General features: G+C 70.9%; 21 protein-coding genes. 8 read left to right on the forward strand and 13 right to left on the reverse strand.

Annotated features, from left to right (window positions below):
- Positions 1 to 31 precede the first annotated feature (31 nt).
- Complete coding sequence (locus tag ACIBJE_RS28220) at positions 32 to 433, reverse strand: cupin domain-containing protein (RefSeq protein ID WP_396753306.1); 402 nt, start codon at positions 431 to 433, stop codon at positions 32 to 34.
- A gap of 173 nt (positions 434 to 606) precedes the next feature.
- Entirely contained in the window at positions 607 to 2,157 is a 1,551-nt protein-coding gene (locus ACIBJE_RS28225; RefSeq protein WP_396753307.1) for an MFS transporter, read from the reverse strand.
- Positions 2,158 to 2,306: 149 nt separating this feature from the next.
- Between ACIBJE_RS28225 and ACIBJE_RS28230 the strand changes: the two genes are divergently transcribed.
- Positions 2,307 to 2,852, forward strand: a complete 546-nt coding sequence (locus ACIBJE_RS28230; RefSeq protein ID WP_396753308.1) for a TetR/AcrR family transcriptional regulator — start codon at positions 2,307 to 2,309, stop codon at positions 2,850 to 2,852.
- A 237-nt stretch (positions 2,853 to 3,089) separates the two neighbouring features.
- On the opposite strand, the gene ACIBJE_RS28235 is transcribed toward ACIBJE_RS28230, so the two are convergent.
- The 6 genes from ACIBJE_RS28235 to ACIBJE_RS28260 form a co-directional block, all read right to left on the reverse strand.
- Positions 3,090 to 4,964 (reverse strand): adenylyl cyclase, encoded by a 1,875-nt coding sequence (locus ACIBJE_RS28235; protein ID WP_396753309.1) that lies wholly within the window; start codon positions 4,962 to 4,964, stop codon positions 3,090 to 3,092.
- A 118-nt stretch (positions 4,965 to 5,082) separates the two neighbouring features.
- Entirely contained in the window at positions 5,083 to 5,979 is an 897-nt protein-coding gene (locus ACIBJE_RS28240) for an RNA polymerase sigma-70 factor (protein ID WP_396753310.1), read from the reverse strand.
- 225 nt (positions 5,980 to 6,204) lie between these two features.
- The gene (locus tag ACIBJE_RS28245) at positions 6,205 to 7,398 is read right to left on the reverse strand and encodes an NAD(P)/FAD-dependent oxidoreductase (RefSeq protein ID WP_396753311.1); all 1,194 of its coding nucleotides are present in this window, start codon (positions 7,396 to 7,398) and stop codon (positions 6,205 to 6,207) included.
- A 160-nt stretch (positions 7,399 to 7,558) separates the two neighbouring features.
- The gene (locus tag ACIBJE_RS28250) at positions 7,559 to 7,912 is read right to left on the reverse strand and encodes a VOC family protein (RefSeq protein WP_396753312.1); all 354 of its coding nucleotides are present in this window, start codon (positions 7,910 to 7,912) and stop codon (positions 7,559 to 7,561) included.
- Positions 7,913 to 7,919: 7 nt separating this feature from the next.
- Positions 7,920 to 8,447, reverse strand: a complete 528-nt coding sequence (locus ACIBJE_RS28255) for an O-acetyl-ADP-ribose deacetylase (RefSeq protein ID WP_396753313.1) — start codon at positions 8,445 to 8,447, stop codon at positions 7,920 to 7,922.
- A gap of 34 nt (positions 8,448 to 8,481) precedes the next feature.
- Positions 8,482 to 10,275 (reverse strand): ABC transporter ATP-binding protein, encoded by a 1,794-nt coding sequence (locus ACIBJE_RS28260; protein ID WP_396753314.1) that lies wholly within the window; start codon positions 10,273 to 10,275, stop codon positions 8,482 to 8,484.
- A 79-nt stretch (positions 10,276 to 10,354) separates the two neighbouring features.
- On the opposite strand from ACIBJE_RS28260, the gene ACIBJE_RS28265 reads away from it, so the two are divergent.
- A complete protein-coding gene (locus ACIBJE_RS28265; protein WP_396753315.1) occupies positions 10,355 to 10,780 on the forward strand; it encodes a MarR family winged helix-turn-helix transcriptional regulator in 426 nt (141 codons plus the stop codon).
- Between the two features lie 102 nt (positions 10,781 to 10,882).
- On the opposite strand, the gene ACIBJE_RS28270 is transcribed toward ACIBJE_RS28265, so the two are convergent.
- Both ACIBJE_RS28270 and ACIBJE_RS28275 read right to left on the reverse strand, forming a co-directional pair.
- Positions 10,883 to 11,506: a hypothetical protein gene (locus tag ACIBJE_RS28270; protein WP_396753316.1), complete on the reverse strand. Its 624-nt coding sequence runs from the start codon at positions 11,504 to 11,506 to the stop codon at positions 10,883 to 10,885.
- Positions 11,507 to 11,684: 178 nt separating this feature from the next.
- A complete protein-coding gene (locus ACIBJE_RS28275; protein WP_396753317.1) occupies positions 11,685 to 11,831 on the reverse strand; it encodes a hypothetical protein in 147 nt (48 codons plus the stop codon).
- An 11-nt stretch (positions 11,832 to 11,842) separates the two neighbouring features.
- Here ACIBJE_RS28275 and ACIBJE_RS28280 point away from each other — a divergent pair, with 11 nt between their 5' ends.
- Positions 11,843 to 12,247: a helix-turn-helix domain-containing protein gene (locus ACIBJE_RS28280; protein WP_396753318.1), complete on the forward strand. Its 405-nt coding sequence runs from the start codon at positions 11,843 to 11,845 to the stop codon at positions 12,245 to 12,247.
- Between the two features lie 27 nt (positions 12,248 to 12,274).
- On the opposite strand, the gene ACIBJE_RS28285 is transcribed toward ACIBJE_RS28280, so the two are convergent.
- Positions 12,275 to 12,985, reverse strand: a complete 711-nt coding sequence (locus tag ACIBJE_RS28285) for a VOC family protein (RefSeq protein ID WP_396753319.1) — start codon at positions 12,983 to 12,985, stop codon at positions 12,275 to 12,277.
- Between the two features lie 95 nt (positions 12,986 to 13,080).
- Between ACIBJE_RS28285 and ACIBJE_RS28290 the strand changes: the two genes are divergently transcribed.
- Entirely contained in the window at positions 13,081 to 13,935 is an 855-nt protein-coding gene (locus ACIBJE_RS28290; protein WP_396753320.1) for a GNAT family N-acetyltransferase, read from the forward strand.
- Positions 13,936 to 14,135: 200 nt separating this feature from the next.
- Here ACIBJE_RS28290 and ACIBJE_RS28295 read toward each other — a convergent pair whose 3' ends face one another.
- Positions 14,136 to 14,960 carry an SDR family oxidoreductase gene (locus ACIBJE_RS28295; protein ID WP_396753321.1) on the reverse strand — a complete coding sequence of 275 codons (825 nt, stop codon included), beginning with the start codon at positions 14,958 to 14,960 and terminating at the stop codon, positions 14,136 to 14,138.
- A gap of 92 nt (positions 14,961 to 15,052) precedes the next feature.
- Between ACIBJE_RS28295 and ACIBJE_RS28300 the strand changes: the two genes are divergently transcribed.
- The 4 genes from ACIBJE_RS28300 (at position 15,053) to ACIBJE_RS28315 (ending at position 18,454) form a co-directional block, all read left to right on the forward strand.
- A complete protein-coding gene (locus tag ACIBJE_RS28300) occupies positions 15,053 to 16,018 on the forward strand; it encodes a helix-turn-helix transcriptional regulator (protein WP_396753322.1) in 966 nt (321 codons plus the stop codon).
- Between the two features lie 244 nt (positions 16,019 to 16,262).
- Positions 16,263 to 17,144: a helix-turn-helix domain-containing protein gene (locus ACIBJE_RS28305; RefSeq protein WP_396753323.1), complete on the forward strand. Its 882-nt coding sequence runs from the start codon at positions 16,263 to 16,265 to the stop codon at positions 17,142 to 17,144.
- A complete protein-coding gene (locus tag ACIBJE_RS28310; RefSeq protein WP_396753324.1) occupies positions 17,137 to 17,331 on the forward strand; it encodes a DUF397 domain-containing protein in 195 nt (64 codons plus the stop codon). The genes ACIBJE_RS28305 and ACIBJE_RS28310 overlap by 8 nt, the downstream gene beginning before the upstream one ends.
- A gap of 127 nt (positions 17,332 to 17,458) precedes the next feature.
- Positions 17,459 to 18,454: an NAD(P)/FAD-dependent oxidoreductase gene (locus tag ACIBJE_RS28315; RefSeq protein ID WP_396753325.1), complete on the forward strand. Its 996-nt coding sequence runs from the start codon at positions 17,459 to 17,461 to the stop codon at positions 18,452 to 18,454.
- 121 nt (positions 18,455 to 18,575) lie between these two features.
- Here ACIBJE_RS28315 and ACIBJE_RS28320 read toward each other — a convergent pair whose 3' ends face one another.
- The gene (locus ACIBJE_RS28320; RefSeq protein WP_396753326.1) at positions 18,576 to 19,568 is read right to left on the reverse strand and encodes a MerR family transcriptional regulator; all 993 of its coding nucleotides are present in this window, start codon (positions 19,566 to 19,568) and stop codon (positions 18,576 to 18,578) included.
- Positions 19,569 to 19,810: the final 242 nt, after the last annotated feature.

Below are 19,810 nucleotides of genomic sequence, written 5' to 3' on the forward strand. Positions count from 1 at the left end.
CAAGATTCACCTTGGAGGTGGCCGGGACGGTTCAGCGGCTGCCGTATTCCTCGTCGGTGACCAGGTCGCCCCATTCGGTCTCCTGGCCGCTCCCCTCCTCGGGGGTCTCCCACACGGCCAGCTGAGTCATGAAGTGGTCCGCGGCGGCACCGTGCCAGTGCCACTCCCCCGGCGGTGTCCAGATCGTGTCGCCCGGACCGATCTCGACGACCCTGCCGCCCCGGGACTGTACGAGCCCGCGCCCCTCGGTCACGTGCAGGGTCTGGCCGACCGCGTGCCGGTGCCACGCGTTGCGGGCGCCAGGAGCGAAGCGGACCACGTTGACCCGCATGCGCGACGGTGTCTCACCTTTCACGATCACGTCGTACCAGGCGTCGCCGGTGAACGTCTCCGCCGGCGCCTTGACAGTCGGCTGCTTGTTCAGGATGTTCATGCCGCCATTCCCATCAATCGGCTTCTGGAGTGCCGGCTTCCCCGGCGGCGTCGGTTCATTCGCCCGGGTGCCCCGACCGGCCGGCGTCCGGCACCGCCGCCAGATCGAACAGGCGTGCGCGCTCGGTCTCGTCGGGCCGCAGTGCCCGGATCAGGGAGTCCGAGTGAGCGAGGTCAGGAGCGCCGGACGGAGGGAATGACCTTCCACGCGATCAGCGCGGACACCACCAGCAGGACCGCGGCGATGACCGAGGTGACCTGCATGCCGTGGGCGAACGCGTCGCGGGCGGCGGCCAGGATCTGGGAGCCCTGCTCGCCGGTGCCGGCCAGGGCCTGGGTGCCGGCGGCCAGCGAGTCGGTGACCGCGTCGCGGGCGGGGCCGGTCAGGCCGGACAGGTCGGGCAGACCAGCGCGGTACAGCGCCATGTGCAGGGTTCCGAGCAGGGCGATGCCCAGTGCGACGCCCAGCTCGTAGGACATCTCGGAGATCGCCGAGGCGGCTCCGGCCCGTTCGCGGGGCACCGTACTCAGGATCGCGTCGGTGGAGGCGGTGAACGCCATCCCGATCCCCAGCCCGACCAGGATCAGGCCGGCGGCCAGACCGGCGTACCCGGTGGCGCCCTCGGCCAACGCCAGCACGCCCAGCCCCGCCGCGGCCACCAGCAGCGCCGCGGCCAGGGCCCGGCCGACACCGAGCCGGACGATGACCCGGACGGCGACGACGACCACGGCGATGGACGCCAGGGTGGCGGGCAGCTCCCGCAGGCCGGCTTCCAGCGGCGAGTGACCACGGACCAACTGCAGGTACTGGGAGAAGAAGAACAACAGCCCGCTGAAGGCGAAGATGGTGATCAGCGAGACGAGGATGGTGCCGGTGAACGCCGGGCGGGCGAAGAGGGTGATGTCCACCAGGGGCGTCCGCAGCGTGCGCTGACGGCGCACGAACACCAGCGCGGCACCCACGCTGAGCGCGGCGGCCAGCAGGCCGGCCGGGTCGACGCCGGTCTTGACGGTGTGCTTGACCGCCCACACCAGCGGCACGACCGCGGCCACCGACAGCACGGCGCTGACCAGGTCGAAGCGGGCGGCAGCGGGGTTGCGCGACTCGGGCACCAGCAGCGCGACGCTGATCAGCACCAGCAGCATGATCGGGAGGTTGATGACGAAGACCGATCCCCACCAGTAGTGCTCGAGCAGGGCACCGCCGACCAGCGGCCCCAGCGCCGCGCCGCCGGAGGCGCCGGCCGACCACACCGCGATGGCGCGGGTGCGTTGGGCCGGATCGGTGAACACGTTGCGCACGATCGACAGCGTCGAGGGCATCAACGTCGCCCCGGCTACGCCCAGCAGGACCCGGGCGGCGATCAGCCAGTCGGCGGTCGGTGCGAAGGCCGCCACCAGCGAGGCGAAACCGAACCCGGCGACGCCGATCAGCAGCAGCCGCTTGCGGCCGATGCGGTCGGCCAGCGTTCCCATGCTGATCAGCAGCCCGGCCAGGGCGAAGGAGTAGGCGTCACCGATCCACAGCACCTCGGTGGAGGTGGCCCCGAGATCGGCGGTCAGGGCCGGCATCGCCAACGCCAGCACGGTGCCGTCCACGGCCAACAGGGTCACCGCCAGAGTGAGCGCCCCCAACGCGGCCCACTGCCGGGCTCCGGCCCGGACCGGGCGGTGGGGTGTGTCGGGCGTGGCACCGGCCGACGGGGAGGGCATCGCGGACGTCATTCCCCCAAGCTACCGACCATACGGTCGGCTGTGCAAACCATATGGTCGGCTCTTAGGATCGACGCAGCGGTGAAGCCAGTCTCGCCGCGCGGAACGAGCCGGAGGCTGTGATGCAGGGTCGGGAACGCGATACGGCGAGAACCCGCCGGGTGGTGCTGGACGCCGCCGCGAAGGTGGTCGGCACACACGGCTCGGGCGCCAGCGTGGACGCGATCGCTCGGCAGGCCGGGGTGTCGAAGAGCGGTCTGCTGCACCACTTCCGTTCCCGTGACCAGTTGCTGCTCACCCTGGCCGAGGATCTCGCCGAGCAGTTCACCGCCGCCGTGTACGCGGCGGTCGATCCCCGCGACCACGCTCCCGGACGCCTGGTGCGCGGCTACGTCAACGCCACCTTCGACGACCTGCTCGACGGATCCACCGTCCCCGAGCAGGCCGTGCTGGCCGCCACCCTGTCCACCGTCCCGGGCGTCGCCGAGGTGCTGCAACGCGACAAGCAACGGTGGCGGGAGGCGTTCGATGCCGACGGGCTGCATCCCCAACGAGCCCTGCTCATCGTCCGTGCCGCGGACGGCGTGGCCATTGCCGGCCTGTACGAGGGCGGCAACGATCCCGAGGACCTGCGACACGCCCGACAACTGCTCCTGGCCCTCAGCCGCCACGACGGGCCCCTCGTCGACCTGCGGGAGAGCAGCTGACGCGGCGTCGCCACGCGTGCGGCGGCGACCTGCCCCGCACTGCGGCCAGCTCCAGCGGGGCCGGTCGTACCGCCGCGTCCGGCGTTGGGGAGCCCGGACGCGCATGTCCGGACAGGACGGGGAGCCGCCGCTGACCCCGGCGGGCGGCAGTTGGTTCGCCCGGCCGATCCGGGCCGGCCCCCTGCGTTCCCGCGATGTCCCGGTGGGTCAGGGGCCGGCCCTCGTCGTGAACCTCCGTCAGTTCACCGGATACCGGGGAAGGTAGACCGGTGCGCCGGTCCGGGTCGTGTCGGCCGGTTCGCCCACGCCGTTGACCACGTGGTCGATCGTGCCGGCGCTGAGGTTCACGGTCATCACGTGGTGCAGCCGGACGCCGGGCGTCACCGGGACCTCGAAGCCGTTCTCCGTGTGGATCGAGGGATTGTTCTGGTTGAAGACGTAGACGCCGCCGCCGTGGAGCGTGTGGTGGCGTACCCGGTCCCCGACCTTGTAGCCCGCCCAGCCCTGGACGTCGCCGTTCATCCAGTCGGCCTGCGTCGGCGGGTCGTACGGCAGCTCGTTCTGGTAGAGCACCGTGGTGCCGTGCTCGCCGTTCCAGACGGTGTTGTACCGCTGGAAGTGCTCGACGAACAGACCGGTGGCGGTCACGTGGTCGCCGTTGATGACGGCCCCGTACCGGCCGGTGTTGGTCCGCCACCGGTCGGTGTCGCCGTTCACGCCCTCGGTGAACCCCTCGACACCGTGGTCACCGCGCCACACCCAGGTGTGGTCGATGAGGACGTGGTCGCTGTTGACCTCCAACGCGATGTGCGTCTTGCCGATGTGCGGGCCGCCGACGCGGAAGTAGACGTCGGAGAGCGTCGTCGGGTTACGCGGGGTGCTGCGGTCGGATCCGTGCTTGCGGCCCACCCGCAGCAGGACCGGCGACTCGGTGAGCCCGGCGTCGATCGTCACGCCGGCCACGACCACGCCGGGAACGCCGGCGACGTCCAGGGGGATCGCGCCGTCCACGGCGGTCAGCGTGGCGTGCCCGATGCCGAGGACCACCGTGTCGGGCCGCCGGACCTGGATGCTGCGGGCGATGTCGTACACGCCCGGGGTGAGCAGCAGGTGCCGGCCACGGGCCAACTCACGGTTGATCACGTGGACCGGGTCGGACGGTCGGGCGACGAAGAAGTCGCCGATCGGGATGGTCCGGCCGGGGGTTAGGCCGTCCGCCCAGGTGACGCCACGGGTGTCGCGCCGTGCGGCGGGCACGCGGACCTGGTACCGGCCCTTCCCGTCGACGAACAGGTACGGCTTCTCGCGGCTCAGCGGGGTGGTGTCGAGCGTGGTGTAGGGCGGGTCGGGGAAACCGGCGTCGTCCGGCGCACCGACGACACCCGCGAAGACCTGGTTCCACACCCCGTTGGACCAGCTCTCGACCTCGCTGTTGCGGGTCAGCCACTGCTGCTGCGACCCGTTCGTGGTGGCGGGCAGCCGCGAGTCGGCGATGAAGCCGCCGCTGGCGAACTGCGGGCCGGCGGTGCAGTAGTCCATCAGCGACAGTCCGCCGCCACTGATGTCGAGCCGCCGCATCGACACCGCCTGGGACACCGCCCAGAAGTTCGCCGTGGAGCGGCAGCCGTCCTGGCCCGTCGCGTTGATGCGGAGTGACAGGTTGGACACGGTGCGCCAGAAGTTGACCAACGCGATGCAGTTGGCGGTGCCGCCCTCGGTGAGGCAGCGGTTGTACGCCTCGATCTTGCCGTTGATGACGACGTCGGTGGGCGAGGCGCCCAGGCCGGAGATCTCGGTGTAGTAGCCGACCTTGATCTGCAGTGGCTGCTCGGCGGTGCCGTAGACGCCCGGCCTGAACAGGTAGGCGAACCGCCGGGTGCCCATCTCGTCGTCGACCTGCGCGGCGTGCGTCGCGTCGAGCTTCGCCTGGATCTCGCTGACCGGCATGCTCGGGTCGAAGACCGTGACATTCGATCCGAGGTTCGGGGCGTCGGGTCGGGGCGGGCCGGCAGTGGCGGGACTGCCCGCCGTGGAGGCGGCGAGGGCCAGCGCGAGCCCGAGCGTGAGCGTCCGGCCGAGCCGTACCCGCAGGCGGGTGGGCGGGATCGTCATGGGGTTCGTCCTATCGACGAGGCGGTGGGTGCACTCGGTGGATCGATCCTCCGAGAGAGCGCTCTCTCATCCTGTCGGAGATCCCGCGCTTTGTGAAGGGTCGGCACCTCCCCCGCGTTCATCGTCGGACGAGCGGGGTCTCGGTTCCGACGCGGGTCAGCTTCTCGGGGTTGCGGATGTAGTAGAGGCCGGTGATGCGGGCGTCCTCGACACGGACCGCCATGACGCCGTCGATCTCGCCGTTCAGGCGTACGACGAGTGCCGGGCTGCCGTTGGCCACGGTGGGAGCAGCGGTGAGCGTGCCTTCGTTCCGGTCAAGACCAGCGGCGATGAGGCGGGCCACCTTGTCGGCGCCGACGACCGGCCGCAGCGGGGCGTGCTTGACACCGCCGCCGTCGCCGACCAGGACGACCTCAGGGGCAAGCACCTCGAGGAGACCCCGTAGGTCCCTGCTTTCGACCGCACGCCGGAACGACTCCAGAGCCGCCCGGGTCTCGGTCGGGGACACCACGCCGCGCGGGCGGCGGGCATCGACGTGCTGGCGGGCGCGGTACGCGATCTGGCGGACGGCTGCGGGGCTCCTGCCGACAGCCGCCGCGATCTCGTCGTAGCTGACGTCGAAGACCTCACGCAGCACGAACACGACGCGCTCGGTCGGCGACAGCGTCTCGAGGACGAGCATCAGCGCCATCGACACACTCTCGGCGAACTCGACCTCCTCCGCCACGTCCGGCGCGGTGAGCAGCGGCTCGGGCAGCCAGGGGCCGACGTACGCCTCCTTGCGGCGTCTCATGGCGCGCAGCCGGTTGAGCGACTGCCGGGTCGTGATCCGGACCAGATAGCCGCGCTGGTCGCGCACCTGCCCCAGGTCGACCCTGATCCACCGCAGCCAGGTTTCCTGAAGGACATCCTCGGCGTCGGCCGCCGACCCGAGCAGCTCGTACGCGACGGTGAAGAGCAGGTTGCGGTGGGCGACGAAGACCTCGGTCGCCGTGTCAGTGGCGTGGTCGCTCATGTCCCGAGCCCCCTCCTTCGTGCTCGCTCATGTCCCGGCCCTCTCCGTCGTGGCCGCCTACCCCTGGTTCCGGACGAACGCATGCGTGCGGCGGCGTCCCGCGACGAGGGCGTCGCCGCACGACATGCGGTGCGATCCGTACGCTGTCGAGCTGCCCCGTCTCTGCTACCGCGACACCGGTGGCACAGACGGTCGGCCGGACCGGCCACGGATGTCGGGCCAGGCCTACCGTTCAACGGTCGTCAGGGCCTCGCCGCGCTTGGCCCGCAACAGCTGTTGGCGCTGGTCATCCTTGATCCACCAGTTGCGGGAACCGGGCTTGCGTGCCTCGTACGCCAACTGCTTGATGGTGTGCCTGACCACGAACTCCTTGAGCTTCGCGCCCGGACGGCCACCGAGGTGGAGCCTCGTCGCCGTGTCGTTCCTGTGGGCGAACTGGAAGATGCCGGCCCGGCGTCCCAGGCTGATGCACTGGCCGGCGAACCCCACGTCGACAGGCGCGGGCTGCTCACCCGCGATCCGGCTGAGCACCGTCTCGGCGGCCTGCGGACCCAGCTGTACTGCGGACTGGCAGCTCATCCGGAACGGCAGATCCGACGGTGCCGCCGAATCCCCGGCCGCGACGATGCGCGCGTCGTCCACGCTCGTCAAGGTCTCGTCCGTGCGCAGGCGGCCCAGGGCATCGGTGCTCAGCCCGCTGCGGCGGGCCAGATCCGGCACGCCGAACCCGGCGGTCCAGATGGTCACCCTGCTCGGCAGCTCGCGGCCGTCGCCGAGCCGCACGGCATCGCGAGTCACCGCCGTCACCGTCGCGCCGGGGCCTTCGATCACGGTCACGCCGAGTTCGGCGAGCCGCTTGGACACCGCGCGTCGCCCCCGAGGGTGCAGGTACGGGCCGAGCACCTCGCCGCAGACCAGGGTCACGGTGCGGCCCAACTCCGCCAGCTCCGAGGCGGTCTCGATGCCGGTCGGTCCGGCTCCGACAACCGTCAGCGCGGCTCTTGCGGGCGCGGCGTCGGCGACCTGCCGCAGCCGCTGTGCCTCCTCCAGGCTGGCGATCGGATAGGCGAACTCGGCCGCTCCGGGCACCCGCGGATCGGCGCTGCCACTGCCCACCGCGTAGATGAGGTAGTCGTAGCCGAGTTGGCCGCCGGTCGCCAACGTCACGCTGCGCTCTGCCGCGTCGACCCGGGTCACGGTGTCGACCACCAGACGGATGCCCTCGCCCAGGACATCTCCGTAGTCGACCACCGCGTCGTCGGACCCGCCCACCAGTTCGTGCAGGCGGATCCGTTCGACGAAGCTCGGACGCGGGTTGATCAGAGTCACGGTCACGTCGTCGCGCCGCGTCAGGCGATTGGCCGCCATCACGCCGGCGTATCCGCCGCCAACCACGACCACGTCGGTGTTCCTCGCCATGGTGTCTCCTTCGTTCGAGGGTTCGACCTCAAGACACCGTGCGACCGACCGTTGTGACAGCGCGTGAGGCAGTTCACTCCGCAGCGCGATCGGCGTGCGGAGTCCTCACGGGCGGAGCTGACGCTCCGGGGGCACCCGGCCGCTGCCCGCGCCGACGCGGTCAGCCTTTGACGACCAGGCAGAAGGGGTGCCCGGCCGGATCTGTGAGGACGCGCCACCTGTCCTCGTTCGGCTGGTGGGCCGGTCTGCCCGCGCCAAGCTCCAGGAGCCGGGCCTCGGCCTCGTCCAGGTTCTCGACCGCGAGGTCGAGGTGGAACTGCTGGGGCACGGTCTGGTCGGGCCAGCAGGGGGCGCGGTAGTCGTCGACCCGTTGGAAGCCGATGAAGAGACTGTCCGCGCCGTCCAGACCGGCGACGTCGGCGTCGGACTTCGGGTTGACCGGGAGACCGGTGGCCTGCTGGCAGAACGCCGCCAGAGCCAGCGGGTCGGGGCAGTCGAGTGTTATCGCGCACAACCTCTCATCAGCAGGGCCCATCACCTCCGATTTCGTCGTGCAGGGCGGCGGTGTACAGCTCGTGGGTGGCTTCGTCGAAGGCGACCAGACGAATCGTGGTGACGGCCGTAGGGGTGCGGCGGACCGTACTGACGGCGATGCGGGCGGCTTCACCGGGCGGGAAACCGTAGACACCGGTGGCGATGGCCGGGAAAGCGACCGTCCGTGCCCTGAGCTCGTCGGCCACCTGCAGGCTGCGTCGGTAGCAGGAGGCCAGGACCTCCGCCTCGCCGTAGGCGCCGCCCTCCCAGACCGGACCGACGGTGTGGATGACGTGCCGTACCGGCGGGTCGAGATCGAAGGCCTGAGTCGCCTTCGCGTCGCCCGGATCGCATGGCGCGATCGCCGAGCCCGCCTGCGCCAGCCGGGGCCCGGCCGCTCGGTGTATCGCGCCGTCGACCCCACCTCCGCCGAGCAGTGATTCGTTCGCGGCGGTCACGATGGCGTCGACGTCCTGGCGAGTGATGTCGCCGAGCACGACTTCGATGGTGGCCATGGCTGATCGTTGCATGTCCACGTCCGTCGCGTCGTCAGGCGGCGAGGGCGGCGTAGCGACCAGCGCGCTCCAGCAGGCCGTCGTGGCTACCGGACTCGACGATCCGCCCGTGGTCGAGCACGGCGATCTGGTCCGCGTCGCGCACGGTGGAGAGCCGGTGCGCGATGGTGATGGTGGTGCGGCCCCGGGCCACCTCGTCGAACGCCCGCTGCACGGCGCGCTCGGTCTCGGTGTCCAACGCGCTCGTGGCCTCGTCGAGGATCAGGATGCGCGGGTCGCGCAGCAGCGTACGGGCGATGGCGAGACGCTGCTTCTCGCCGCCGGAGAAACGGTGCCCCCGCGAGCCGACGACCGTGTCGTACCCGTCGGGCAGCCCGGCGATCAGGTCGTGGATCTGGGCGGCGCGGGCGGCGGCCTCGATCTCGGCGTCGGTGGCGTCCGGACGGGCGTAGCGCAGGTTCTCCCGCACCGTGGTGTGCAGCAGGTAGGTCTCCTGACTGACCACGCCGACGATCGCGGACAGGTCGGCCAGGCGCAGGTGGCGCAGGTCGACGCCGTCGACGGTGATCCGCCCGCTCGTCGGGTCGTGCAGCCGGCTCACCAGCGCGGCCAGGGTGCTCTTGCCGGACCCGGTCTCGCCGACCAGGGCCAGGCCGGTGCCGGCGGGCACGTCGAGGGTGATCCCGGCGACAGCGGCGGTGTCGCTGCCCGGGTAGCGGAACGTGACGTCAGTGAGGCGCAGGTCGCCCCGGACCCGGCGGGGGTCGACGTCGACCGGCTCGGCGGGGTCGTCCACCTCGACCGGTAGGTCCAGATACTCGAAGATCCGGGCGAACAGCGCCAGTGAGGCGGTCATCGAGACGCCCACGTTGAGCAGGCCCATCAGCGGGCGGAACAGGCCGCCCTGCAACGCGGTGAAGGCGACCAGGGTGCCGATGCTGAGCGTGCCGGCGGTGCCGGGCAGGCCGGCGCTGAGGTAGATGACCGCTGGAATCGCGGCGAACACGATGCTCATCGTGGCCATCCGCCAGCGTCCGGCGAGCTCGGAGCGCAGTTCCAGGTCGACCAGGCGGGCCGACGAGCCGGCGAAGCGCGCGGCCAGGGTGGGGCCGGTGCCGAGGGTCTTGGCCAGGTGCACGCCGCTGACCGACAGCCCCTCCTCGACGGTGACGTTCAGGTCGGCGAGCTCGCGCTGGCGCTGTGCGGTGATCTCGCGGCGCAGGTGGGCGACCCGGCGGGTCAGCCAGATGGCCGGCGGCAGCACGACGAGGGAGACCAGGGAGAGCCGCCAGGAGAGTGCGACCATGGCCGCCCCGGTGGCGACCACGGTGGTCAGGTTGGACGCGATCGAGGTGGCGGTCGAGGTGACCACGCTCTGCATGCCGCCGATGTCGTTGGTGATCCGGGACTGCACCTCGCCGGTGCGGGTGCGGGTGAAGAACGCCAGCGACTGCCGTTGCAGGTGGGTGAAGACGTCGGTGCGCAGCCGGTGCATGACCTGCTGACCGACCCGGGTGGAGATCCAGGTCTGCGCCACGCCCAGCACGGAGGTCACGGCGGCGACCACGACCATGCCGGCCACCAGCCAGACCAGCAGCGCCAGGTCGCGCTCCGGCAGGGCCCGGTCGATCACGGCGCGGAGCAGGAAGGGCGAGGCCATGGCGAGCACCGAGGACACCACGATGATCGCGGTGACCGTGGCGAGTGCGCCCCGGTGCCGGGCGAACAGTCCACCGATGCGCCGCAGCGACACCTGGCGGGCCTGCTCCTTCTCGGCGGCGCTGACCCTGCGGGGGCCGCGGTCGCGGCCGGAGGGGGTGGGTTCCAAGGGGTACTTCCTCCCGTAGGCAATGCTGAGGTTACCTCAACATGAGGGAGCAACAGCTTCTGCTGCTACCGTATTCCCCGTGACGGGAGACACCGACGAGCCCGAGGACGGCCTCGCCGAGGCGTTCTGGGCGGTGACGCGGCGGCTGCGCCACCGCACCCGGGAGGCGCTCGCGCCGTGGGACGTCACGCCCGCCCAGTCCCGGGCGCTCGGGGTGCTGATCCGGCACGGCGCGCTGCGACCCGGCGCGCTCGCCGAGCACCTGCGCATCGCCCCGCGCTCGGCCACCGAGGTGGTGGACGACCTGGAGGCGCGCCGCCTCGTGGCACGCCGCCGGGACCCGGCGGACCGCCGCGCCACCCTGGTCGCGCCGACCGAGGAGGGTAGGCGCGTCGGCGCCACCATCCACGCCGCCCGCCGGACCGCCGCCGAGGACCTCTTCGGGAGCCTCCCACCGTCCGACCGGGAACAGCTCACCCGCATCCTGCGTACGCTGCGCGACTGACCGGCCGGAGCCGTCGCAGCCGGAGTGGGCGCCGGGCCGCGCACAGCCCGGGACCGCGAAGGGCCTCTGCCCCGTCGGGGAGGATCCGGAGCCCGGCGAGGCTCAGCCGACTCCCCGACTGCCGGAGTCCGGGAACAGGTACAGGTCGAACGTCACACCCTGGCCGTCGAGCAGCAACTGCTGACTCCCGGAGAGGCTGGGCGGGCCGGCGTGCAGGCCACTGAGGGTGTGGACGCCCGGCTCCACATCGAACTGGAAGTAGCCGTCGGCACCGGTGACGACCTCACCCCCGCTCGGTTCCAGCCGGATAATCGCCCCCGACACCGGCAGGAACGTGGTCGAGTCGAGCACCCACCCCCTGAGGTCCCAGACGACGGTGACCATGAAGCGAGCCGCGGAAAGGCCGCTGAGCCGGTTGTCGCCGTCCACCGCAATCGCGTGCACACTGTGCTCACCGGGCCGACTCACGTCGACCAGCACGGAGGCCGTACCGTCCGGCCCGACCGGGACCTCGCTGGCCAGATGCGTGCTGTTGACGCCGTACCGGAACCGGGTCACCGTCGTGTCGCCGTCAGCGTCGAATCTGATGGCGATCCGGCCGCCTTCAGGAACGCTGCTCCCGCCCGGGAAGCTGATCACCGGCTGGAGGGGTGCCGTGGTTTGCGCCGAACGGGCGGCGAGTGCGGATGCCGGCGGCGCCAGGATCACACCGGCCGCCAGCATCATCGACGAGACCCACGCCAGGAGGCGGGTCCACCGGGTACGCGCACGTGCGGCAGGCCCGACGAACATCCCGACCCCCATCGACAGAGCGCGTTGTCGGAGTCACCCTAGACACGCGATCGATTAAAGTCAATGCCGCACACGCATGGAGGGTGTTCCTTCGGGCCAACCTGACGCCGGGTCAGACGGTCGGCACCACCATCGGGGTGCCGGTGACCGGGTTCGGCATCACCATGCCCGGCAGGCCGGAGACCTCCCGCATGAGGGCCGCGTCCACCACGTCGGCCGGCGACCCCTGTGTGACGACCCGGCCGTCCTTCATCGCCACGATGCCGCATCATGGCCGGACTCGCGCCCCGGACCGTCGACGACCGGCAACCCGGTGGCTCGGGCGTCGCGGTGACGGTCGCCATGGCACTGGCCCACGACCCCGGCGACCCCACCCGCCTCGACGAGTGGGCCGAACGCCTGCACGTCAGCGTCAAGACCCTGCAACGCGACTTCGTCCGCGAGTTCGGCATGTCGTACACCCGGTTGCGGACCAGACTGCGCCTGCGCGCGTCGCTGGCGCTGCTGGAGATCCGACCGGTCGGCGAGGTGGCCCACCGCATCGGCTACGCCAGCCCGTCGGCCTTCGTCGCCGCCTTCGCCCGCGAGTACGGCTACACGCCGGGCCGCGCCGACGCCCGAATCCACGCCGACGCCGCCGCTCCCCCGCCGTCTTCCCGCAGCAGGGTGTCCTGACCCACTGGCGACATGGCCACGCTCTGGTCAGCTCTGTCGCACGGAGAACTCGTTGCCGTCCGGGTCGGCCAACACGACCGCGCCGTCCGCACCGGTCTCGAGCCGGGTGGCCCCGAGGGAGAGCAGCCGGTCGATCTCGGCCTGCTGGTCGCCATCGACCGGGGCGAGGTCGAAGCGCTGCCGGTTGCGCCCCACTTTCGCAGCCACGGGCGGGCCGCCCCAGGCGACCTTCGTGCCGCCGTGGGGTGACTGGATCGCGGTCTCCTCATCCTGGTCCCACACCAGCGGCCAGCCCAGCGCCTCGCTCCAGAAGAGGCCGACCTCCCGGGTGCCGTCGCAGGCGACCTCCCCGAGCAGCCCACACCCGGCGAGGAAGTTGTTGCCCGCCTCGATGACGCATAACTCGTAGCCCTCGGGGTCGGCCAGAACGACGTGCCCCTCCTCGGGGCGCTGCCCGACGTCGAGATGGCCACCGCCGAGCCGCAGCACCGTCGCCACCGTCTGCTGCTGGTCGGCGGCGCTGGCGCTGGTCAGGTGCAGGTGCAGGTGCATCCGGTTCGGCCGGACCGTGTCCGCGCCGCCGGGCGCGAAGCGGAGGCCGACCTGGGTGTCGTCGCCGGGCAGGAGCGCGCCCCCGGCGTCCTCGACGACCTCACGGCCGAGCAGGTCGGCCCAGAACCGGGCCAGCCGGTCCGGGTCGTGCGCATCGAACGTCACCGACAGCAGTCGCAAGGGCATCACCGTACGGTAGGCACGGCCACGCAGGGCAACAAGGCAATATCCCGTTGAGTCCGGCGGGACGGCGGTGTTTGGATCAGGATGTGTCGGTCGTGATGAGCACGCCAGGAGTCGACGGGTTGGGCGAGGCTGTGCACGTGCTGCGCCACTGGCAGCACGACGGGGCACCGATCCAGTTGCATCCGGGGGACCTGGGCTGGCACTGGAGGTTCGGAGCAGAGGAAACGGCCCGCGCGGTCCGCACCTGGAGCCGCGACGGAAGGATCCTCGCCCTCGGGCTGCTGGACGGTCCCGGCCTGGTGCGACTGGCGATCGCCCCGGGCGCTGGCCGGGACGAGGAACTGGCCCAGCAGATGGCCGCCGACGTGACCCGGCCGGAGCGCAGCGTCCTTCCGCCGGGAAGCGTATCCGTCGAGGCGCGATTCGACGGAGTCTTCCGCGAGCTGCTGCTCGCTGCCGGGTGGGATCTCGACGAGCCGTGGACACCGCTTCAGCGTGACCTCGCGCAGCCCGTCGAGGACAGCGGCGTACGGGTCGAGGTGACCGGCCCGGAGCAGGCCCCGGTCCGGGCCGCCGTGCAGCGCGCGGCGTTCGACGGGTCGACGTTCACGGACGAGGGGTGGCACGCGATGGCCACCGGATCGGCGTACGCCGACGCCCGGTGTCTGGTCGCCTACGACGACCACGGCGCCGCGGTGGCGACCGCGACGGTGTGGTCGGCCGGTCCGGGACGGCCCGGGTTGCTCGAACCGATGGGCGTGCACCGCGACCATCGCGGCCGCGGCTACGGCACGGCGATCACCGTCGCCGCGGCGGCCACCCTACGGGAAATGGGCTCGTCGAGCGCGATCGTGTGCACCCCGAGCGCCAACGTCGGCGCCGTCGCCACCTACCGGTCGGCCGGCTTCCACCAGTTCCCCGACGTGCCGGACCTACGCCGGAGCGCCTGAGGAACCGTGGTGACCCCGAAAGACCGGCTCCAGACAAGACAGCCGGCGACCACCCCGTACCGCCCCGTCGATCATGGAGTTCGGGCACCAACCGAACCTCCACAAAAGACGCTGATTGGGCGCCACAACTTCATGATCGACGGGGCGGACGCTGCTGGAGCGCGCCGACCGGGTAGGGGAAGCGATCGGCCGGCCACGGGTCAGGGCGTGGTGCGGAACCGCCCTGAGTGTTCCTGTGCCCACTGGGCGAAGGTTCGAGCGGGATGCCCGGTGACCTTTTCGACGGTGGGCAGAACCACACCGGCGGCTTCGGGAGGGTTGGTGGCCAACTGGATTCCGAACTCCACGTAGTCGTCGTCGTAGCCGTAACCCCGCAGCCGAGCACGTTCGCCGTCCTCGGTGAGTTGCACGAAGGCGATGTCCTGACCGGTGGTCTCGGCGAGAATCCGGGTTCGTTCCCGTGGGGTGAGTGCCTCTGGTCCGGTGAGCGGGTAGCTCCGTCCTCCGTGACCATCCTGGGTGAGCGCAGTCGCGGCGACGCTGGCGATGTCAGCCTCGTGCACCACCGAGCTGGGGTAGGCGGCGAGCATGGAGACGGTGCGTTTGGCGCGGATCTCCTCGGCCCATTCGAGGGCATTGCTCATGAACTCCACAGGTTGCAGGATGCTCCAGCTGATGGTGCTGGACATGAGGGCGCTTTCGATGCTGGTGGGGGACCAGCCACCGAGCACGGTGGCTCGACCGATGCCATGGCGCTCGGCGAGCTCGATGATCTCCGAGCCGTTGGTCAGATCTTCGAAGCCCTCACCGCCGAAGGTGATCAGATGGATTGCTTCGACTCCTTCGAAGGCGGGTCCGAGCGTGGTGGTGTCGGTCAGGTCGCCTGCTACCGCCCGGACGCCGGGCGGTAGCTCGGCCTTTGCGGGATTGCGGGTGAGTGCTCGGACGTCGTGTCCGGCCTCGTGTAGTTGAGCGACGAGGTGACGCCCGACCTGGCCGGTTGCTCCGGTGACGAGGATGCGCAAGTTCGTAGGTCCTTCCCTGGGGGTCCTGGCACTTCCCATCCTCACCGCACTTGTGGCCGCTATGTGGCCACAAGTAGCGCTAGAGTCGAGTCATGCCGAGCAGCACCCGAGTCCTCGAACTCCTCGGACTGCTTCAGAACCGGCGTCATTGGCCCGGCGATGAACTCGCCCGCCGACTCGGTGTCAGTCAGCGCACGCTCCGCCGTGACGTCGACGGCCTACAGGAGCTCGGGTATCCGATCACCACGACGAGAGGCACCGGCGGCGGCTACCAGCTCAGCCCAGGCGCTTCCCTCCCGCCCCTGGTACTCAGCGAGGAGGAGGCTGCCGCCATCGTCATGGGACTCAAGGAGATCGCCTCCGGCGCCCACCCCCCGTCCGGGGATGCCGCACTCAGCGCCATGGCCAAGATCGTCCAGGTGCTTCCCGTGCGTATTCGACGCCGCATCGACAGCCTCCGAGCCGTCGCCGTCCCGGCGCGCGGCACCGAGCGGCATGCCGCCATCACCGATGTCGCCTCGTTGACGACCGTTGCCCTGGCCTGCCGAGATGATGAGACGCTGGAGTTCACCTATGGGACGCGAACCGGTCAGGTCGCCCGCAGGACGGTCGACCCGCACCGGATCGTCAGCGTCGAGAACCGCCTCTACCTCATCGCCTGGGACCTTGGCCGGGGCGACTGGCGCATCTTCCGTGTCGACCGGATCGATGGCCCGAGCCGGACCGGGAAGAGGTTCGCCCCACGCCGGCTTCCTGCGGATGATCCCGTCGAGTACGTGCGCGCTCAGATCAGATCGATGCCCGGCCGGTATTCCGTTCATGCCACCGTCCAGGCCCCCGCTGAGCGGGTCAGGGACGAGATTGCCGACTACGGGACCGTGGAGCCCATCGATGACACGTCGTGCCGGGTGCACATCGCCGCCGACTCCCTCGGTTGGGCCACCTTCTGCATCGGAGCACTCGAAGCCCCGGTTGTCGTTCACGGACCACCGGAGGCCATCGAGTACATGCGCAACTGGGGGCGACGTCTCACCGCCGGCACCCAGGAACAAGCTTGACCTACGGTCCGTCGAACGGCTCCCAACGACTGCGGCAGGCATGACCTGGCGAACCGGAAATGGTGCGCGAATTGCGAGTATGGGAATTGCGCGAACATGGCTGTTGCCGACGGATTCCGGTAGGGTCCGATGCGTAATAGCCATTGCGTGCACGGCGGCGGGCCCACCATTTCCCAAGTGACAGCTCGACGTTTCACCGGTGGCGTACCGATGTAACAAAACGCAACGCGGGAAGGAATGCCGGATGGCCGACGACATGGGATCGACCGTCCCGAGACGGCAGCTCGGGCGGGCGCTGCGGGAGCTACGCACCGAAGCACAGATCACCCTCGACGGCGCGGCGGACGCCCTGCACTGCAGTCGACAGAAGATGTGGCGCATCGAGAACGGCCTCGGCTCGGCCCGCGCCCTCGACGTCCGAGCCCTGTGCGAGCTGTACGGCGCGACGCCCGAGCTGTCCGCCGCGCTCACCGCCCTGGCCGACGAGACCAAGGCCAAAGGCTGGTGGCACTCGTACGTCGACGCCATCCCCGAGTGGTTCGAACTCTACGTCGGCCTGGAATCCGCCGCGTCCGCCATCCGCCGATTCGACGAAGCGCTGATCCCCGGCATGCTCCAGTCGCGCGCCTACGCCTTCGCGGTCTATCAGCACCGACACGAGGTGACGGAAGAAGAGCGTGAACGCCTGGTCGAGGTGCGACTACAACGGCAGGCCCTTCTGCACCGGAAGCTGCCTCGGGCACCCAAACTGGAGGTGATCCTGGCCGAGGCAGCGCTGCTCCGCACGGTTGGCAATGCGACGACCATGGCAGACCAGCTTCGTCACCTGCTGGAGGTCGGGGAGCTATTCAACGTCTCCGTCCGAGTGCTTCCACTGACCGCCGGCATCCATCGAGGCGTGGAAGCGGGCACCTTCGTCATCCTCGACTTTCCACCCGGCAGGCGGACCACGCCCGAGCCACCAGTGGTCTACTGCGAGTCGTGGACCGGAGCGCTCTACCTGGACCGACCGGAGGAGTACGCAGCCTACGAGCAGGTGTGGGCAAGCCTCGATGACCTGACGCTCGATGAGGCACAATCAAGACAACTGATCAACAAGATCATCGGGGAGGTTCACCATGGCTGATCTGGCTGACGCCGAGTGGCGCAAGAGCACCCGCAGTGGCAGCAACGGGGGTGACTGTGTGGAGGTCGCCGACAACCTGCCCGGCCTCGTCGCCGTTCGCGACAGCAAGGACCCGGCCGGGCCCACCCTCACCTTCTCCCCCGCCACATGGGCCAGCTTCGTCCGCGCCGTCAAGCCCGCGCACTAGTGTTCCGCGCCTGAATCCCGTTGACGGGCAGTCGTCGGTCAGCGGGTGCGACTCGTGAGGGCGCACGGGCAAAGCCGCTGCGGGCAGTAGGGTCGCCGAGGTGTTGAGTGCACCGGTGGGTAGGCACGTGATCGTCGTCGGAGCTGGCATAGTCGGCGCGTCGGTGGCTTATCACGCCGCCCGGGCGGGCGCCACCGTGACGTTGGTCGACGCCGGGCGGCCGGGCGCCGGGGTGACGGCGGATTCGTTTGCCTGGATCGGAGCGTCCGGGGTGCTCACCGGTCCGGCGGCCGGGATGCGGGCCACCGCGACGGAGGAGTACCGCCGGGTCGAGGCCGAGTTGCCGGGACTTCCGGTGATTTGGTCCGGCTCGCTGAGTTGGCGTGCGGAGGGCGGCGCGCCGGAGGTCGGGCCCGGGCAGGAGATCGTGGACGCGGCCACCGTGATGACGCTCGAGCCGAATCTTCGGCAGCCCCCGGAGTGGGCCGTGTGGGCACCCGGCGACGGCGCTGTCGACTCGGTGGGCGTGACCGAGCGGCTAGTCGCGGGCGCCCGCGCCCATGGCGCCCGGGTGCATCCGGACGCTGCGGTCACCGCGGTCCGCCGGGATGCGGCGGGCCGGGTTGCCGGGGTCGAGACGGCTGTGGGACCCCTCTCCGGTACGACTGTGGTGTTGGCGGCCGGTGTTGCCACGGCCGCGCTGGGCGCGCCGCTCGGCGTGCGTGTCCCGGTCGAGCCGTCGCCGTCGCCGCTGTTCCGGTTTCGCGCGCCGGCCAATCTGGTCCGCACCGTGGTCAACACCCAGGACTTCGATCTCCGGCAGGTCGCCGCGGACCGGCTGATCGCCGCCGCGGACTCACCCGAACGGACCCTTGCCGCCGTCCGGTCCACGTTCCGTGGTGCCGGGGGCGTCGAGTTGCTCAGCACCCGACTCGGAGTACGCCCCATGCCGGCCGACGGTGAGCCGATCGTCGGCCCGGTCGCCGAGGTACCCGGTCTCTACCTGGCGGTGATGCACTCGGGGGTCACCCTCGCCCCGGCCGTGGGCCGCCTTGTCGCGCGGGAGTTGACCGACGGCATCGCCGAGCCGGCGTTGTCCGGTTGCCGCCCCGATCGCTTCTAGAGCCCCGCACCTGAACCTCGTTTACGGGTGGCGTGCAGCAGATCCCTCCTCACCGGCCCGCCAGCGCTTCGCCGGCAGACAGGCGGGCAGGCCGGCAGGGTCGGCCTCACCGGACAGCCATTCAGCGAGCCGGTAGGGCTGACGCGCGCAGTGCCGCCGCCAGCCACTCGAACGGGAACCGCTCCGGCGGCACGTTGTTCACGGCGGTGACCAGCGCCAGGTACCGGTCGAACGGTCCCTCCGGGTCCGGCGGCGTGCGGTCCCACTCCGCGCCCGCCAGCATGTGGTCGGCCGTCTGGATCCGGAACTCGGGCGTGTCCGGCATCACGGGGCTGTCCGGTGCCGCGAAGATGCCGGTCAGCCACCCGATCCACCGGTCGGCGATCTCCCGCCCCTGCGGCGAGTCCGGCGGCACCCGCTCCCGCGCCGCGTCCATCGCCGCCTGGCCGATCGGCGTGGCCGCCTCCAGGGTGTCCAGCATCGGCGACGAGGTCATCAGCGGCCCGGCCCCGGTGGTGCACACCTCGTACAACTCACGGCGCACGGCCTGCCGGACCTCGGTGTCCCGGACCAGCTCGGCCAGCTCGACCCACGCCTCCAACTGGGCAGCGGTGGGACGTTCGGGCAGCTCCGGCCGGGCCGCCCGCCACCACTCGACCATCCGCTCCGGCGGCTCCCAGCCGGTGGAGACCTCAGTCCAGAACTCGTCGATCAGCCGGTCGCGCTCCTCGTCCGACATGCCGGCCAGCTTGTGCATCAGCAGGACCTGCTCGGCCGTGGAGTCCTGCCGCAGGATGGCCGACAGCACCGCGCGACGGCTGCGCAGTCGTGCCTCCTGCCGTGCCAGCAGGGCCAGGTGGGTGGCGGCCAGCTCGCGCAGCGTCGCCTCGCCCGCCAGCACCCGCCGGATCTCGTCCAGGCCGGCACCGAGTTCCCGTAGCGTCCGGACCAGTTCCAGCCGGGCGATGGCCGACACGTCGTACAGGCGGTGGCCGGCCGGGGTGCTGGCGGCCGGCGTGACGACACCGGCGTCCGCGTAGTACCGGACCGCGCTGACGCTCAGGCCGGTCCGCCGGGCGACGTCCCCGATGGCGTACAGCTCGTTCATGTCCACGACGCCCACTATGCGATCTCAAGCGGCTTGAGACACAAGCCCCTGACCCAGGAATCGAGGGTCAGAGCGCGCGACCACACAGATCCGGGGCGGGGGGGGGGGGGGGGGGGCGCCCCGGGGGGGGGGGGGGGGGGGGGGGGGGGGGGGGGGGTGATTGCAGGGGTCCCCTGTTACCGCATTCTGATGAGGAGGGGACCCCTGCAACCACCAAACCTCAGCGGCGCAGGGTGAGGATCAGGTCG

The sequence above is a fragment of the Micromonospora sp. NPDC050187 genome (genome assembly GCF_044459745.1).
GTDB lineage: Bacteria > Actinomycetota > Actinomycetes > Mycobacteriales > Micromonosporaceae > Micromonospora.

Bases quoted from the DNA above. Each gene is read 5' to 3' on its own strand.
- ACIBJE_RS28220 (WP_396753306.1), bottom strand. From the start codon at position 433: ATGAACATCCTGAACAAGCAGCCGACTGTCAAGGCGCCGGCGGAGACG.
- ACIBJE_RS28225 (WP_396753307.1), bottom strand. From the start codon at position 2,157: ATGACGTCCGCGATGCCCTCCCCGTCGGCCGGTGCCACGCCCGACACA.
- ACIBJE_RS28235 (WP_396753309.1), bottom strand. From the start codon at position 4,964: ATGACGATCCCGCCCACCCGCCTGCGGGTACGGCTCGGCCGGACGCTC.
- ACIBJE_RS28240 (WP_396753310.1), bottom strand. From the start codon at position 5,979: ATGAGCGACCACGCCACTGACACGGCGACCGAGGTCTTCGTCGCCCAC.
- ACIBJE_RS28245 (WP_396753311.1), bottom strand. From the start codon at position 7,398: ATGGCGAGGAACACCGACGTGGTCGTGGTTGGCGGCGGATACGCCGGC.
- ACIBJE_RS28255 (WP_396753313.1), bottom strand. From the start codon at position 8,447: ATGGCCACCATCGAAGTCGTGCTCGGCGACATCACTCGCCAGGACGTC.
- ACIBJE_RS28270 (WP_396753316.1), bottom strand. From the start codon at position 11,506: ATGATGCTGGCGGCCGGTGTGATCCTGGCGCCGCCGGCATCCGCACTC.
- ACIBJE_RS28280 (WP_396753318.1), top strand. From the start codon at position 11,843: ATGGCCGGACTCGCGCCCCGGACCGTCGACGACCGGCAACCCGGTGGC.
- ACIBJE_RS28285 (WP_396753319.1), bottom strand. From the start codon at position 12,985: ATGCCCTTGCGACTGCTGTCGGTGACGTTCGATGCGCACGACCCGGAC.
- ACIBJE_RS28290 (WP_396753320.1), top strand. From the start codon at position 13,081: ATGAGCACGCCAGGAGTCGACGGGTTGGGCGAGGCTGTGCACGTGCTG.
- ACIBJE_RS28300 (WP_396753322.1), top strand. From the start codon at position 15,053: ATGCCGAGCAGCACCCGAGTCCTCGAACTCCTCGGACTGCTTCAGAAC.
- ACIBJE_RS28305 (WP_396753323.1), top strand. From the start codon at position 16,263: ATGGCCGACGACATGGGATCGACCGTCCCGAGACGGCAGCTCGGGCGG.
- ACIBJE_RS28310 (WP_396753324.1), top strand. From the start codon at position 17,137: ATGGCTGATCTGGCTGACGCCGAGTGGCGCAAGAGCACCCGCAGTGGC.